Origin of the sequence: Magnetospirillum sp. SS-4 (assembly GCF_902729425.1) — a bacterium.
Classification (GTDB): Bacteria; Pseudomonadota; Alphaproteobacteria; order Rhodospirillales; family Magnetospirillaceae; genus Phaeospirillum.
In genome coordinates, this window is sequence record NZ_CACVCH010000056.1 from 1 (window position 1) to 15,088 (window position 15,088).

At 66.6% G+C, this 15,088-nt stretch carries 13 protein-coding genes; 6 read left to right on the plus strand and 7 right to left on the minus strand.

Features of this window, described 5'->3' with window-relative positions:
- The 5 genes from MTBSS4_RS09905 to MTBSS4_RS09925 form a co-directional block, all read right to left on the minus strand.
- Nucleotides 1-1,079: hypothetical protein (locus tag MTBSS4_RS09905; RefSeq protein ID WP_173983246.1), on the minus strand; the 1,079-nt coding region annotated here is incomplete at its 3' end.
- 3 nt (nucleotides 1,080-1,082) lie between these two features.
- Nucleotides 1,083-1,703: a hypothetical protein gene (locus MTBSS4_RS09910; RefSeq protein WP_173983247.1), complete on the minus strand. Its 621-nt coding sequence runs from the start codon at nucleotides 1,701-1,703 to the stop codon at nucleotides 1,083-1,085.
- Nucleotides 1,704-1,708: 5 nt separating this feature from the next.
- The gene (locus MTBSS4_RS09915) at nucleotides 1,709-2,980 is read right to left on the minus strand and encodes a class I SAM-dependent methyltransferase (protein WP_173983248.1); all 1,272 of its coding nucleotides are present in this window, start codon (nucleotides 2,978-2,980) and stop codon (nucleotides 1,709-1,711) included.
- Complete coding sequence (locus tag MTBSS4_RS09920; protein ID WP_173983249.1) at nucleotides 2,977-3,960, minus strand: NAD(P)-dependent oxidoreductase; 984 nt, start codon at nucleotides 3,958-3,960, stop codon at nucleotides 2,977-2,979. Before MTBSS4_RS09920 ends, MTBSS4_RS09915 begins: the two co-directional genes overlap by 4 nt.
- A 19-nt stretch (nucleotides 3,961-3,979) precedes the next feature.
- Nucleotides 3,980-5,335 carry a nucleotide sugar dehydrogenase gene (locus tag MTBSS4_RS09925; protein WP_173983250.1) on the minus strand — a complete coding sequence of 452 codons (1,356 nt, stop codon included), beginning with the start codon at nucleotides 5,333-5,335 and terminating at the stop codon, nucleotides 3,980-3,982.
- Between the two features lie 343 nt (nucleotides 5,336-5,678).
- On the opposite strand from MTBSS4_RS09925, the gene bcrB reads away from it, so the two are divergent.
- From bcrB to MTBSS4_RS09955, 6 genes are all read left to right on the plus strand, one after another.
- A complete protein-coding gene (gene bcrB / locus MTBSS4_RS09930) occupies nucleotides 5,679-6,986 on the plus strand; it encodes a benzoyl-CoA reductase subunit B (protein ID WP_173983251.1) in 1,308 nt (435 codons plus the stop codon).
- Nucleotides 6,987-7,065: 79 nt separating this feature from the next.
- A complete protein-coding gene (locus MTBSS4_RS09935; protein ID WP_173983252.1) occupies nucleotides 7,066-7,362 on the plus strand; it encodes a hypothetical protein in 297 nt (98 codons plus the stop codon).
- A gap of 71 nt (nucleotides 7,363-7,433) precedes the next feature.
- Nucleotides 7,434-8,642: a hypothetical protein gene (locus MTBSS4_RS09940; protein ID WP_173983253.1), complete on the plus strand. Its 1,209-nt coding sequence runs from the start codon at nucleotides 7,434-7,436 to the stop codon at nucleotides 8,640-8,642.
- 142 nt (nucleotides 8,643-8,784) lie between these two features.
- Nucleotides 8,785-11,220 carry an EAL domain-containing protein gene (locus tag MTBSS4_RS09945; protein WP_173983254.1) on the plus strand — a complete coding sequence of 812 codons (2,436 nt, stop codon included), beginning with the start codon at nucleotides 8,785-8,787 and terminating at the stop codon, nucleotides 11,218-11,220.
- Between the two features lie 119 nt (nucleotides 11,221-11,339).
- Entirely contained in the window at nucleotides 11,340-11,870 is a 531-nt protein-coding gene (locus tag MTBSS4_RS09950) for a PAS domain-containing protein (RefSeq protein ID WP_173983255.1), read from the plus strand.
- A 10-nt stretch (nucleotides 11,871-11,880) separates the two neighbouring features.
- A complete protein-coding gene (locus MTBSS4_RS09955; protein ID WP_254432474.1) occupies nucleotides 11,881-13,224 on the plus strand; it encodes a methyl-accepting chemotaxis protein in 1,344 nt (447 codons plus the stop codon).
- A 13-nt stretch (nucleotides 13,225-13,237) separates the two neighbouring features.
- Here MTBSS4_RS09955 and gmhB read toward each other — a convergent pair whose 3' ends face one another.
- Both gmhB and rsmB read right to left on the minus strand, forming a co-directional pair.
- The gene (gene gmhB / locus MTBSS4_RS09960) at nucleotides 13,238-13,774 is read right to left on the minus strand and encodes a D-glycero-beta-D-manno-heptose 1,7-bisphosphate 7-phosphatase (RefSeq protein ID WP_173983256.1); all 537 of its coding nucleotides are present in this window, start codon (nucleotides 13,772-13,774) and stop codon (nucleotides 13,238-13,240) included.
- 1 nt (nucleotide 13,775) lies between these two features.
- Nucleotides 13,776-15,083 (minus strand): 16S rRNA (cytosine(967)-C(5))-methyltransferase RsmB, encoded by a 1,308-nt coding sequence (gene rsmB, locus MTBSS4_RS09965; protein ID WP_173983257.1) that lies wholly within the window; start codon nucleotides 15,081-15,083, stop codon nucleotides 13,776-13,778.
- Nucleotides 15,084-15,088 lie beyond the last annotated feature (5 nt).

Consider the following 15,088-nt stretch of genomic DNA (forward strand, 5'->3'; position numbering starts at 1 on the left):
GGGGCGGGCGGGGAGGGGACGAAGCGGCTGTTGGTCCAGGTCTGGATGCCGTCGGCGGTGCGAAGCACGCCTTCGGCGGTAAGGGAGATGCTGGCCGCCGGACGGTGGCGGATCATGTCGAATCCGGCCGCGACCAATTGCCGCGCCAGATCCATGTCGCCGGCCTCGTTGATGCTGGCGACGTGCAGCCGCTTCACCCGTTCGGCCAGGGCGGGAAGGGCGGCCGTCACCGCCTGGAGTTCCGCCCCCCTCAAATCGAGGTGAAGCAGGTCGACGGCGCCGTCCACCCGGTCGAGAAGGCTGGACATGGGCAGTGCGGCGACGCTGCTCAGACGGTGCGAGCCGCCGTCGGTGGCGACGACCATTTCCCGATGTCGCCGCGCCGCCTCCCGCCAGCCCTCGAAGAAGGCGAGCCCCTGATCGTAGTTGCAGGCTTCGTCGTCGGGAAGGGCCGGGGAGGCGTCACGGCGGAACAGGACCGGTTCCGCCGCGACATGGATGGCGACGTTGATCAGGTCATGATCCGCCGGATCGAGGTCGTTGTCGGTGAAATGCCGAAGCAGCCACTGGAACCGCGTCGGATGCGGTTCCACCCCCACCAGCCTCGTTTCCCGGATGTCCAGGCCCGGATGGCGGCGGATCAGGGCGGCGGCGGTGACCAGCCAGCGGCCATAGCCGGCTCCGGCCTCGATCATGACGAAACGGCGGTCCGCCGCCTCCAGGGCCATCAGAAGATCGAGCAGCCGATAATGGTCGGAATAGTGCGGCGGCGGCACGGACAGTCCTGAGCCGCGGCCGCTCGTCAGGCGTCCGGCCGGCAGTTGGCGCTCGAAGTCCGGACGCAGGCGGATGCCGAACACGTCGACGGCAAGCTCGCCGTCCCGTTCCGGCCGGGTCAGGGAAAGGCGGCCGAAGGCGGGATGGTATGGCGGCGAATGTTCGAACGCCTGTAGGGCCGCCTGGGCCAGCGGGGTTTCGATCACTCCGGGCATTGACGCCATGGCCACCGCCCCGACGGCATCGCCTTCGAGAAAGCGTCCGACCGCCTCATGGATCACGCGGGAGGCGTCGCCGCTCACCGGTCAGCTCCAGAACAGCCGTTCGCAGCGCGAGATGCATTCGTTGCGCAGCATGTTGGCCCGCGAGAACCAGTAGATGTAAAGCCGCAATTCGTCGCCGGGCAGCGCCATGATGTCGCCGCGATACAAGATTTCCTGGGTTTCCCACATCAGCAGGTTGGAGGCCAGCAGGCCGAAATAGGCGGCCCCCCAACTGTCGCCGTTCACCTCGGCGGTCAGGGTCGAGACCTTGTTGAGCAGCGTCGGGTCCCCGGGCGAGGCGTCGGCCAGCGCGTCGACGATCGAGGCCACCTGGGTTTCCAGCAGGTGGTCGGCCTCGGCGTGCCTTCCTTCCTTGCGGCGCAGCGCCCATTCCTTCATCAGCAAGATGGTGACGCGGTCGCACAGGATGCCGACGGTGTTCATGCCGACGGCGTGCCGGCCGCGGAATTCGGCGGCGGGCGGCGCCGTGCCCAGCGCCTCGAACCGCTGCACCATTTCCGCGCGCGCGGCTCCGGTCGCCGCCTCCAGCCGTTTCAATGTGTGGTCGATGGACGGTTCGTTCCCGGCGGGCGGCACCCTGGACAGGAAGTCGCGGCTGATGGCGACGACGTCGTGGAAAAAGGCGTGGGTGCGCTTGTCCATGGCGTTCAGTCGACGACGACGGGGTCGGGCAGCGGCACGATGAACCTGCCCTTGAAGCCCTTGGCCCTCAGCTTGGGCATCAGTTCTCCGGCGATGTGCCACGAGAACAGCAGGGCATAGTCGGGCTGGTCGTCGAACATGCGGGATTCCTCGACCACCGGAACCAGGGTGCCCGGCAGGTTGCGCCCGATTTTCCTGGACCCCTTGATCTCGACCACATAGTCGATCAGGCCGTCGTCGAGGCCGACGTAATTGGCCAGGGTCGAGGCGCGGGACGGCGCGCTGACCGCGATGACCCGCTCGCCCCTGGCCTTGATGTCGGCCAGCAGGCCGTGCAAGCGCAACTTGGACAAGATGGTGCGGTCGCGGAACGTCCGCAGTTGTTCGCGCATGGGGCCGCGCGCCGCTTCCGCCGCCAGGATGGCCGCGACCGACGGCTGCACCGGCCGTGTCCCGCGCCGGGCGGCATAGACCCGGATCGAGCCGCCATGGCTGGGAATGGGGCAGGCGTGGATCACTTCAAGCCCATGCCCTTCAAGCAGGTTGCGGACGCTGGTCAGCGAGTAGTAGCGCAGATGCTCGTGATAGACCGTATCGTACTGGACGGTGTCCAGCAGCGGAATCAGGTAGTGGGATTCGTTGATGAAGACGCCGTCGTCGCCCAGCATGGCGATCACGCCCTCGACGATGGCGTGAACGTTCTCGATATGGGCGAAGCAATTGGCGGCGGTCACCACGCGGGCGGGACCGTGGCTGGCGCGGACGCGGGCGCCGACCTGGGGGGAGAAGTAGGCGGTTATGGTCTCGATGCCCTTGTCGACGGCCAGCCGGCCGGCGTCGGTGGGTTCGATGCCCAGCACCCGGTGCCGACCCTGGAACTTGGACAGCAAGGTGCCGTCGTTGGAACCGATGTCGACCACCAGGTCGTCGGCGCCCAGCCCCAGCAGGGCGGCGCTTTCCTCGGCCAGGTTGGCGAAGTTCTCATGCAGGATGCGGGTGGTGCCGCTGGTATAGGGATAATCCGGCGGAAACAGGATTTCCGGATCGACCACCAGGCCGATCTGCACCAGTTCGCATTGGGGGCAGTACAGCAGTTCGGCCGGATAGGCCGGCTGTTCGTGCGGGCGCTGGCCGATGGGACGCATCTGGTTGACCGGCGGCAGGTAGCCCAGGAACAAGACCGAGTCCAGTTCGGCGTGACCGCAGACCTGGCAACTGTCCACCACCACGCTGCCGCCGGTTCCGGCCGCCAGCTTCGTGTTCGTTCCGGTGCTCATGATTGGTCCTTGGGGGCTAGATGTCGGTTGCTCTCGTACCACAGCACCACCGGCGGCAATCCGGTCGCCAGGGGGCGCGACGGCGAGAAGCCGAGCGAGCGGAGCCTGGAAATGTCGGGGCAGCGGCGAAGGGTGCCGCCCGGTTGCAGCCGGCCGGGGACGATGGCGATCGAGCGTCCCAGGGCGGCGGCGGCGGCCTGGGCCAGATAGGCCACGCTCACCTCCTCGTCGTTGCCGACATGATAGATTTCGAGATGGCGGCCCTTGTCAAGGACGGTGGCGATGGCGTCGCAGAAGTCGTCGATGTGGACGAAGGCGCGGGTCTCGTCGCCGGTTCCCTGGATGGGAAAGGGATGGGGACCGCCCGCCGGGGGCAGCGCCGCCAGCCGCAGGGCGAATTCCGGCACGACGTGTTCCCAGCCCATGTCGGGGCCGTAGACGTTGTGCGGGCGGAACACCATCACCCGTTCGAAGCCGGTGCGGCCGTAATTCAGCGCCATCAGTTCGCTGATGATCTTGCCGCCGCCGTAGGAATAGCGCGGGTTGAGCGGGTCGGGCACCGACAGCGGCGCACGCTCGTCGGTGGGGACGTCGGGCGGCGTCTGATAGACCTCGGAACTGGAGGCAAGCACCAGTTCGCCGATATCGTGATGGCGGCAGGCGTCGAGGACGTTGATCATGCCCTTGACGCCGACGTCGAGCACCAGTTCCGGCTGTTCGTAGAAAAAACGGGTGCCGTTGACATAGGCCAGGTGCAGCACGCTGTCGGCTCCGGCCGCCGCCTTGCGCACCGCCTCGGCGTCGCGGATATCGCCCTCGACCAGGTCGACGTCGTCCAGAATGCCGTCCAGCCGCCGCAGCGCCCCGCGCGAGTTGTTGTCCAGGACGCGGACGATGGCGCCGTCGGCCACCAGCCTTCGCACCAGCGCCGCGCCGATGAATCCCGTTCCGCCGGTGACCAGATAACGCTTCGCCGTCATGATGATGCCTCTTCCCCGCTCAGGCTTGTGGCAGGACCGCGTCCACATGACAGCCGAGGCTGCCATAGCCGACGCCCTTGGGAAGCATCAGGCCGCGGGCGGAAAAATTGTTCCACAGGTCGTAGATGAAGCAGGGCCTGGCCGTCCGCGCCGCCAGGCTGTTGATGGGCATGCCCGAGAAGACCGGGTGGTTGTTCAGGATCATCATCAGGTGGCTGCCGGCGAACGCCTCTTCCAGCGAGGCGCAGGGCTCGATCCCGAAAGCGGCGATGTCGGCGGCCGAGACCACCGCGTCGTAACCGCGGATGCGCGCGGTCGGGAACAACTGGACGAGGCGGTCGAGGATCGGTCTCGCCGTGGTGCCGCGCAGGTCGTCGGTGGCCGGGCGCCCCTTGAAGGCCAGCCCCAGCAGGGTTATGACCGGCGAGGACGGCGTTCCGATGCGCGCGGCCGTGCCGGCCAGGAATTCGGCGGAACGGGGCAACTGGCGTTCGTTCTCGGCCCGGGCGGCGGCGGTGATCGCGGCCTCTTCCCCGCGGCCGCGGATGCCGTCCATCAGGATATAGGGGTCCTTGGTCAGGCATGGCCCCCCCACCGGCCCGGGCATGGGCAGGTTGGTGCGACCATAGCCCAGCTTGCCGGCCGAAATGACCTCGGCGACGTTGACGCCCGAGGTGTCGCACAGCCGCGCCACCTCGTTGACGAAGCCGAACATCACGTCGCGGTGGACGTTGTCGATCAGCTTGATCATCTCGGCGGCCTCCAGGCTGCTGACCCTGACCACCGTGGGGGTGATGAACTGGAACAGCTGGGCAGCGCGGACCGCCGCCGCCATGTCGCCGCCGCCGACGATCTGGGGCAGGTGCCGCAATTCCTGGAGCGCCTGGCCCTCCACCGTGCGTTCGGGGCAGAAGCACAGGCCGTATTCCTTGCCGGTGGCCGACAGGATCGGCAGAACCAGCTCGCGCGTCACCCCCAGGCGGACGGTCGAGCGCATGATGATCAGGGCGCCCGGCCGGTAATGGGCGGCGATCTGGCGGACGGTGCCGTCCACCATGTCCAGGCGGGGATTGCCGTCGGCATCCAGCGGCGTCCCCACCGTGACGAAATAGACGGTGGCGTCGCAGTCCGCGGGAATGTCGCGATGGATCGAAAGCCGTCCCGCTTTCATCACCCGCCCCAGCACCTCGGCCAGATTGGGCTCGTGGAAATGGGGTTCGCCCCGGTTCAGCGCCTCGACCACATCCGCGCGGATCTCGATGCCGAAGACGGTGAACCCCACTTCGGCCAGGGTCGCCGCCAGGGTCAGGCCGACATAGCCGAGACCGACGACGCAGACGCGCCGGTCGGAAAAGGACGGGGGAAGATCGCTCATGAACCGGATGTCCGCCGGATGGGTGCCAGTCCCGATTCGGGGCCGCCGGCTTCGACGATTCCGGCCAGGGATTCCGTTTCGAATCCGGTCATCCGCTCCGATCCTCTTTCGGCCGCCCGTTCCGGGGGGATCCCGGTCGGGTTGGCTGCGCCTTTTCTACTGATCGGTGACGGTGATCTCATGGCGAGGGGTTTGATGTCAATGTCGCGCTGCCAGGATCGGATCGGGAAAATCGGTATACTTTAAGCTTGAAATATGTCGGGGATTTAGTTTATGCATAAAGAATTATCGGGCCGCCGGCCGGGTCGGGCGGGCGGGGCAATCCAACGCTGGAGCGGAAGACATGAGCGCGGACAAGGACGTCATCAAGGAACGGTCGATGATCAAGCAAAAGGAGATGATCGCGCGGAACTACGACGCCATCACCTCCAAGCACGAGACCGGCCGCAAGGTCGCCTCGACGTTCGTGCCCGGCAACCTCAACGAGCTGATCATGTCGTTCGGCATGCTGAACAACCTGCCGGAGATCAATGCCATCCAGGGCGGGCTGCGCAAACAGTCGGGCGCCTATATCATGGACGCCGAGAAGAATGGCCATTCCGAGGATGTCTGCACCTACGTCAAGGCCGACATCGGCATGATGGGACGCGGCAACCTCGCCCCCAATGGCAAGCCGTTTCCGGCGCCCGACCTGCTGCTGCTCAGCTATACCGGCTGCTACACCTTCATGAAGTGGTTCGAGCTGCTGCGCGAGGAATACAAGTGCCCGACCGCCATGCTGCACGTCCCCTATACCGGCGACGGCCACTCGACCGCCAACATGCGCGACTACATCGTCAAGCAGTTGAAGGAATCGGTGATTCCCGCCATGGAGCAGGTCTCCGGGGTCAAGTTCGACATCGACCGCCTGCGTGAATGCCTGAAGCTTTCCGCCAAGGCCGAGGATGATCTGGTCTGGGTGCTGCAAAGCGCCAAGAACAAGCCGTCGCCCATCGACGCCTATTTCGGCGCCGTCTATTACGTCGGGCCGATCTTCACCGCCTTTCGCGGCACCCAGGACGCCGTCGAGTTCTACCAGATCCTGAAGGGCGAGATCGAGGACCGCGTCCGCCAGGGCAAGGGGCCGATCACCCCGGAAGGCGACATGGGACCCGAGCGTTATCGTCTGGTCACCGAGGGTCCGCCCAACTGGACCCATTTCCGCGATTTCTGGAAGATGCTCTATGACGAGGGCGCCGTCGCCGTCGCCAGTTCCTACACCAAGGTCGGCGGCGTCTACGATTTCGACGGCTTCCGCCACGACCCCGATCATCCGCTGGAGAGCCTGGCCGATTACTGCCTGGGCTGCTACACCAACCGCAACCTGCCCGAGCGGGTCAACATGCTGGCGACCTATGTGGAGGAATACGAGGCCGACGGCCTGCTGATCAACTCGATCAAAAGCTGCAACAGCTTCGCCGCCGGCGAGCTTATGATGATGAAGGAAGTCGAGAAGCGCACCGGCCGGCCCGGCGCCTTCGTCGAGACCGATCTGGTCGATCCGCGCTATTTCTCGGCCGCCAACGTCAAGAATCGCCTGGAAAGCTATTTCCAGATGATCGACCAGAAGCGCCGGGCCGGCGGGTCGGCTCCGGCCGCCGCCGCGCAGTGATGGAGACAAGGCCGGGCGGGGGCGTTCGTCCGCCCCCGTCCGGGCCTTTCGCCGGGGATGCCGATCGGGAGGTCTGGCCGTGGAAAAGCTGACGATCATGAAGATGCGGGTGGGGCCGTCCGATCGCGACGGCCTGCTGGTCAGCCTGTCCATCGGTGACCCGGCCGGCCCCATCGCCGGGCAGTCCATCTCCATGACCCTGCGGGTTCCGGGTGATCTCGGCCGCTCGGCCAGGGACATTCAGGCGGCGGCGTTGCGGCGCTGCACGGAAATCCTGGGTGGCGAGGTGGCGCTGGACGACGGCGCTTGCGGTCGCGACGGCAACGTCGTTCCTCTTCACGGAGGTGCCGTCATCCGCGACGGCGCGCGGCGCTGAGCCGGGCCGGCCGGTTCCGCCATGCCCCCCTTCACCCCAAGGCGGGACTGGCGTAGAATTGGAACGAGGTCATGCGAAAGGGGGCCGCCATGACGCCTGGGATATCGCGCAGGATGTTCGTGGCCGGAGCGGCGGCCTGTGCCGGCGTGGGGGCGTTCCCTCCCGCCGAGGCCGCGCTCCCGCCCACTCCCGCCACGCGGCGCGGGCTGATTATCATGGTCGAATTTCCCGACAATCCGTTGCGGGTCGAGCAGGGCTGGGTCGAGGAGCGCTTCGCCATCCTGGACCGCTATGTCCGGGAAATGTCCTACGGCCAGGACAGTCTGGACGTCCACGCGAGCGGCTGGCGGATGATGCCGCAGCCCTTGTCGCGCTACGCCATTTCTCCGATCAACCTGCAAGTGGACAAGACCCGCGTCATCATGCTGATCCAGCATGCCATCGACGCCATCGACGACGATTACGACCTGTCCCGCTACGACCATGTGGTGGTGTATTTGCGGGCGCGCTTCCTCGATTACGGCATGGTCGGGCTGTGCGGTTATCCCGGCATGCTGGGCTGGCGCACCGAACTGCCCTTGCAAACCCGGCTCGGGCAGTCGGTGCGGGGCGGAGTGGCGATCTTCACCGCCTCGGCCCATCCAGGCACCCTGTTCCATGATTGCGCCCATGTCTGGGGCGGCGTGCGGGACGGCAAGCGCCGGGTGCCCTGCCTGTACGACCACGATCTTCAGGTCCAGTATCCCACCCTGGACAAGGGGTGGGCGAACGCGCTGATCAACATGGGGTTCTGGGACCCGATGTCGTGCCATTCCTACAAGCGCGAGTTGCCGCCGCCCGGCATTTCCAGTTGGACCAGGCTGCGCCTGGGCTGGATGCCGGCCGCCAAGATCAGGGATGTTTCCCTCGATGGCCCGCCCGAGGAGATTGTTCTGGCTCCGTTGGCGGACGGTTCGGGCGAGACCCTGGCGATTCGGGTTCAACTGAGCCGGTCCCGCTATGTCCTGATCGAGAATCGCCAGCCGGTCGGCCACTTCGACACCATCCTGCCCGGCCATGGCGTCCTGGTCATGAAGGCCGACGACGACGTCGCCGAATGCCGGCACGGGCGGGCCCCGGTCCGCCTGATCGACGCCGACCCCAGCCAGAAGCATCTGCTGGGGGCCGCCTTCGATATCGGCAGGCAGGCGGCCTGCCGCGACGGTGAAACCGGCCTGTCCGTGACGTTGCTGGAAAAGATCGGATTATCCTATCGGGTTCGTGTCGGGCGCGAGGCCTGACCGTCTTTGACGATGAGGGCGGTGAAGGAGGCCCCCGCATCCGATTAGCAACTGGCGGCTAACCGGCATTTCCAATATTGTTTACGGGGGATTGCATGGCCGGGGATCGTGTATGGGTGTCGAGGACGGTTCCGACATCGGTTTGAGTCAGACGCTCCAGGCGATCTTCGATAACGCCATGGACGCCATCTGCCTGCATCGGAACGGCCTTCACACCCTGGTCAATCCCGCCTATCTGCGGCTGTTCGGCTATGATTCCCCCGACGAGCTGATCGGAACCTCGATCATCGACACCGTGGCCCCCGATCAGCGTCCCCTGGTGCTTGACCGTATCACCCGGCGCGCCAGGGGCGAGGCGGTGGAGGCGGAATACGTCACCCGCGGCCTCCGCCGCGACGGCTCCGCCTTCGACATGGAGGTGCATGGCTCCAGCTATGCGCTTGGCGGCCGGACCTATACCATGGCCATCCTGCGCGACGTCACCGCGCGCCGGGAAGAGGCGGTCCGGGTGCGCGAGAGCGAGGAGCGCATGCGCACCTTGTTCGATTCGTCGCCCGATCCGGCCTGGATCATCGAGGACAACCGGTTCATCGAATGCAACGACGCCGCCGTCTCCATCCTGGGCTATCCGTCCAAGGACGTGCTGCTGTTCATCCATCCGTCGCAATTGTCGCCGCCGGTCCAGCCCGATGGCGAGTCGTCCTTTTCCAAGGCGGAGCGGATGATGGCCCAGGCCAGGGAGAAGGGAATCCATCGCTTCGAATGGGTTCATACCCGACTGGACGGCAGCGAGTTCCTGGCCGAGGTCACCTTGTCGGCCATCGTCCTGCAAGGCCGGCCGGTGATCTATTGCGCATGGCGCGACATCACCGAGCGCAAGCTGGCCGAAGCCGAGATGCAGCTGGCCGCCAGCGTGTTCCACACCACCCAGGAAGGAATCCTGATCACCGATTCCACCGGCGTGATCGTCTCGGTCAATCCCGCCTTCACCGAGATCACCGGCTACACCGCCGAGGAGGCGATCGGCCAGACCCCCAGGCTGTTGAAGTCCAATCATCACGACGACGCCTTCTACACCGGCATGTGGCGGCAGATCATCAATGAGGGCGGCTGGCAGGGCGAGCTGTGGAACCGCCGCAAGAATGGCGAGGCCTTCCTGGAATGGCTGACCATCACCGCCATTCCCGGCGCCGATGGTCGCTTTTCCCGTTTCGTCTCGGTCTTCACCGACGTCACCGAATTGCGGCGCAAGGACGAACAGATCCGCTATCAGGCCTATCACGACGCGCTGACCGGCCTGCCCAACCGCGCCCTGCTGGACGACCGTCTGGAACACGCCATCGACGTGGCGCGGCGTCAGGCCAATCAGGTGGCGGTCCTGTTCCTCGATCTCGACCGTTTCAAGGTGGTCAACGACAGCCTTGGGCATCAGGAGGGCGACAAGCTGCTCCAGACCACGGCGCAGCGCATCCAGGACTCGGTCCGCCGCAGCGACACGGTGGGGCGGCTGGGCGGCGACGAGTTCATCGTCATACTGGGCGACTTCACCGATACCGCCGAGGTCGCCCAGGTGGCCGACAAGATCATCGCCGCCATCGCCGCGCCGTTCGATATCTCGGGTCGTCTGCTCCACTCGGGGACCAGCATCGGCATCGCGGTATTTCCGCAGGACGGCGACGATGGCCCGACCCTGATGAAGAACGCCGATATCGCCATGTATCAGGCCAAGGCGGCGGGGCGCAGCACCTTCCGCTTCTTCGATCCCAGCATGAACCTGCGCGCCCAGCAGCGCCTGGAGATGGAGGCCAGCCTGCGCCGGGCGCTGGAGGACGGCGAGTTCGTGCTGTACTACCAGCCCAAGGTGCATGTGCCGACCGGCCGGCTGTGCGGCGCCGAGGCGCTGATCCGCTGGCGCCAGCCCGGCGGCGAGCTGATTTCCCCCATCGACTTCATTCCCATCGCCGAGGAAACCGGCCTGATCGTTCCCATCGGCTATTGGGTGCTGGAACAGGCCTGCCGCGACGTGCGGAGCTGGCGCGACGCCGGCCTGCCCGACATTCCGGTGGCGGTCAACCTGTCGGTCCGCCAGTTCCGTGACGAATCCCTGGTGCGGCGCATCGAGGAAATTCTGCTCCGCCACGGCATCTCCGGCGACGCCATCGAGGTGGAACTGACCGAATCGGCGGTGATGGAAGACCCGCAGAAGGCCATCGTCACCTTGCAGCGGCTGCGTGGACTGGGATTGCGGGTGTCGGTGGACGATTTCGGCACGGGCTATTCCAGCCTGGCCTATCTCAAGCGCTTTCCCATCAGTGCCATCAAGATCGACCGGTCCTTCATCGCCGACCTTGGGATTGATCCCGAGGACGCCGCCATCATCCAGACCATCATCGCCCTGGCGCGCATCCTGCGTCTCGACGTGGTCGCCGAGGGCGTCGAGACCGACGGCCAGTTGGCCTTCCTGTCGGAACTGGGCTGCGACGTGGTCCAAGGCTATCATTACAGCCGCCCGCTTCCGGCCGACGAATATGTCGGCTGGCTGCGCCGCCGCGGCGAATGGAAGGACGGCGCCGCCTGATTCCCCGGCCGAAGGCGACAAAGCCCCTTTCCATAACAGTGTTGTAATATGTAATAACTATTCCACGATGAACCGGCCAGGATCGATTCCGGCCAGCGGAATGGCGAGGGCGCGCACCCATGGCACTGGATAGATCGCTGACCAATGTCGAACGGACGTTCCAGTGGGATGACGTGATCGTCTCCAAGACCGATCTTGCCGGCAAGATCACCTATGCCAACGATGTCTTCATCGGCATCAGCGGCTATGCCGAGGATGAATTGCTGGGGGCGCCCCACAGCATCCTGCGCCATCCCGCCATGCCGCGCTGCGTGTTCAAGTTCCTGTGGGACCGGATCGGGCAGGGGCACGAGGTGTTCGCGTATGTGATCAATCGGGCCAAGAACGGCGACCATTACTGGGTCTTCGCCCATGTGACGCCATGCTACGACCGCGCCGGCAATATCGTGGCCTATCACTCGAACCGCCGGGTGCCCAAGGCCGAGGCGGTGGCGACGGTCAAGCCGCTTTACGAGACCTTGCTGGGCATCGAGACTCGGGCCGCCGACCGCAAGGCCGGGATGGAGCAATCCTTCGCCGCCCTGGTCAAGACCATCGGCGATCTCGGTTTCGACAGCTATGACCGTCTGGTCATGACCATCAGCCGGTAGGAGAAGCGCCTTGTCCACTCCCTCGCTCCGTCGGCAGGTCGCCCGCACCTCGACCCTGACCCTGGTGGCGCTGCTGGTCACCGGCGGCGTCGCCTTCGCCGCTATCGCCCACGGGCTGATGATGGCGTCCGCCGGCGGCGGCGACCGCACCCCCGGCCTGATCATGCTGGCGCTGGCGGCGGTGGCCGGCGCCGTCCTGTTCCCGCTGATGCTGAAGTCGCATCGCCAGATCACCTCCATCATCGATCTGGTGGAGCGTGGCGAGGCAGTGGCGTCGCGGGCGGCTGCCGGCGACCTCAATATCCGCCTGACCCGCATCGGCCGCGACGACGAGCTGGGCCGCATGCTCAACGCCCTCAACCGGGTGCTGGACATCACCGAGGAATTCGCCAAGGACACCGGCGCCGCCATGAAGTTCGCCGGCGAGAAGAAGTATTTCCGCTTCATTCCGCTTCAGGGGCTGCGCGGCGACTATCTCGACTACGCCACCATGATCAACAAGGTGCTGGACGACATGGATGCCCGCGACCGGGAAACCCGCAATTTCGAGGAAACGGTCGAGTCCCTGGTGTCGCAGGTCTCGGTGGCGACCCGGGGCATCGGCCAGACCGCCAACATCATGGCTCAGCGCTCGGAAAGCGCCGGCGGCCGCTCGCTCGACGTGGGCGAGGCCGCCGAGGTCACCACCCAGCGCGCCGCCGCCGTTTCCGAATCCAGCCGGCAGTTGGCCGCCGCCATCAACGAGATCGCCCAGCGGGTCAACGAATCCGCCCATGTGGCCCAGTCGGCGGTGGGCGATATCGCCCAGACGGTCGAACGCATGAACGGCTTGGCCGAATCGGTCAGCCAGATCGGGGACGTGGTCAACCTGATCAACGACATCGCGTCCCAGACCAACCTGCTGGCCTTGAACGCCACCATCGAGGCCGCCCGCGCCGGTGAGGCCGGCAAGGGCTTCGCCGTGGTGGCGGGCGAGGTCAAGAACCTCGCCAACCAGACGGCGCGGGCCACCGAGGATATCACCCGTCAGGTCGGCGCCGTTCAGGAGGCCGCCCGCTCGGCCGCCGCCGGCATTACCGGCGTGGTCGACACCATTCGCGGCATCGACCAGATTTCCGCCGCCATCGCCGGCGCGGTGCAGGAACAGGAGGCCGTTACCCGCGAGATTTCCTCCCACATCGACGAGGTCGCCGCCAAGGCGGCGGAGGTCTCGACCAACGTGGCGCATATGTCCCAGTCCTCGGCCCAGGCCTGCGGCGGCACCATCCGGGTGATCTGGAGCGCCCGCACGCTGAGCAAGGTGGTGGATTCGCTGAGCCAGAGCGTCGACGACTACGTCGGCAAGGTGCGCTGAGGAGGATGGCGCCCTACACCAGGGTCTCGATGATCCTGACCGCCGCCGGCAGGTCGTCGACAACGTGATCGGCCTTGGTGCCGGTCACATGGTCGCGGCCGTGGCCGGTGCGAACCAGGAAGGTGGTGGCGCCGACGGCCCGGCCCAGTTCCACGTCCACTTCCTTGTCGCCGATCATGAAGGATGCCGCCGGATCGAAGTGATGCTCGGCCACCGCCTGGGCGACCATGCCGGGCAGCGGCTTGCGGCAGTCGCAGACGTCGGTGGGGGCGTGCGGACAGACATAGATCCCGTCGATGGCTGCGCCTTCCGCCTCCAGCAAGGCGTAGAGGCGGGTGTGAATCTGTTCCAGCCGCTCCAGGTCGAAATAGCCCCTGGCGATTCCCGACTGGTTGGTGACCACCGCCACCCCGAGGCCGAGCCGGTTCAGCCGCCGGATCGCCGCGCCGACGCCGGGATAAAGCTCCAGTTGGTCGGGATCGGACAGGTAGTGCTTTTCCACGTTGATGGTGCCGTCGCGGTCGATCAGGGCGAAACGTCTGGCGGTCATGTCAGGTCCTTTGCAGTCTCGCGGCGAAGAATGCATCCATGCCGCCCCGTTCGGCAAGATGGCAGGGCAGGGTGCGCAGATCGCCGGCGGTGGTGACGGCCTCGGCCAGCCCGCCGACCTCGGCGGCCGTGACGGGAACCCGCCTCAGCGGCGCGCCTTCGGCCAGCAGGCGGTCCACCTGTTCCGCCCCTTCCTCGGGTTGCAGCGAGCACACGCAATAGACCAGAATTCCACCCGGCTTCAGCATGGGCAGCGCCGCCCGCAGCAGCCGGGCCTGGACCCCGGCCAGCTTGACGACCTCGGCCGGATTCTTATGCCAGGCCACGTCGGGGTGCCGGCGCAGCGTGCCGGTGGCCGAGCACGGGGCGTCCAGCAGGATGGCGTCGAACGGTTGGGACGGCGTCCAGGCGCCGGCATCGGCTTCCACCACGGTGGCGGTCAGGCCGAGGCGGGCCAGATTGTCGGAAAAGCGCACCAGCCGCTTGGCCGAACGGTCGACCGCGGTCACCACCGCGCCGGCGGCGGCCAGTTGCAGCGCCTTGCCGCCGGGAGCGGCGCACAGATCGGCGACGGATTTGCCGGCCACGTCGCCCAGCAGGCCGACCGGCAGGGCGGCGGCGGCGTCCTGCACCCACCACGCCCCCTGGTCGAAGCCCGGCAATCCGGTCACCGAACCGCCGCCTTCAAGGCGGCGCAGGCTGCCGCCGGGCAGGATCTCGGCTTCCAGCCGTTCGGCCCAGCCCTGGGGATCCGAGGCGACGGTGATGTCCATCGGCGCCTCCACCAGATGGGCGGCGGCGATGGCTCGGGTGGCGTCCTCGCCATAGGCCGATGTCCAGGACCGCCACAGCCAGTCCGGCATGTTGAGCCGCGCCGCGTCCTGGCCGGCCACCATGGCGGCGCCGTCACGGGCAAGCCGTCTCAGCACGGCGTTGATCAACCCGGCGAAACCGGCCAACTGGGTCCCCTTGACCAGATCGACGCTGGTGGAGATGGCGGCATGGGGGGGGACGTCAAGGAACAGCAGTTGGGCGATGCCCAGGCGCAGCGCATGCTGCGCGGCGGCGGCCTTGGCGGGCAGCGGCTTGTCCAGGCAGGTCTCGATCAGCACCTCGATCTGGCCGAGCCGTCGCAGCACGGTGGCCAGCAGCAGGCGGACGAAGCCGCGGTCCCGTTCGTCGAGGCCGGCGAGGCGGGAATCCTCCAGCACCTCGTCCAGCAGCCGCTGGCGGTCGAGGATGGCGGACAGCAGGTCCACGGCGATGGCGCGGGGGGATGGTCTTGGGGGATGTCGGGGAGATCGGCTCATGGCCG

Bases quoted from the DNA above. Each gene is read 5' to 3' on its own strand.
- rsmB (WP_173983257.1), bottom strand. From the start codon at position 15,083: ATGAGCCGATCTCCCCGACATCCCCCAAGACCATCCCCCCGCGCCATC.
- MTBSS4_RS09940 (WP_173983253.1), top strand. From the start codon at position 7,434: ATGCGAAAGGGGGCCGCCATGACGCCTGGGATATCGCGCAGGATGTTC.
- MTBSS4_RS09910 (WP_173983247.1), bottom strand. From the start codon at position 1,703: ATGGACAAGCGCACCCACGCCTTTTTCCACGACGTCGTCGCCATCAGC.
- bcrB (WP_173983251.1), top strand. From the start codon at position 5,679: ATGAGCGCGGACAAGGACGTCATCAAGGAACGGTCGATGATCAAGCAA.
- gmhB (WP_173983256.1), bottom strand. From the start codon at position 13,774: ATGACCGCCAGACGTTTCGCCCTGATCGACCGCGACGGCACCATCAAC.
- MTBSS4_RS09915 (WP_173983248.1), bottom strand. From the start codon at position 2,980: ATGAGCACCGGAACGAACACGAAGCTGGCGGCCGGAACCGGCGGCAGC.
- MTBSS4_RS09920 (WP_173983249.1), bottom strand. From the start codon at position 3,960: ATGACGGCGAAGCGTTATCTGGTCACCGGCGGAACGGGATTCATCGGC.
- MTBSS4_RS09950 (WP_173983255.1), top strand. From the start codon at position 11,340: ATGGCACTGGATAGATCGCTGACCAATGTCGAACGGACGTTCCAGTGG.
- MTBSS4_RS09925 (WP_173983250.1), bottom strand. From the start codon at position 5,335: ATGAGCGATCTTCCCCCGTCCTTTTCCGACCGGCGCGTCTGCGTCGTC.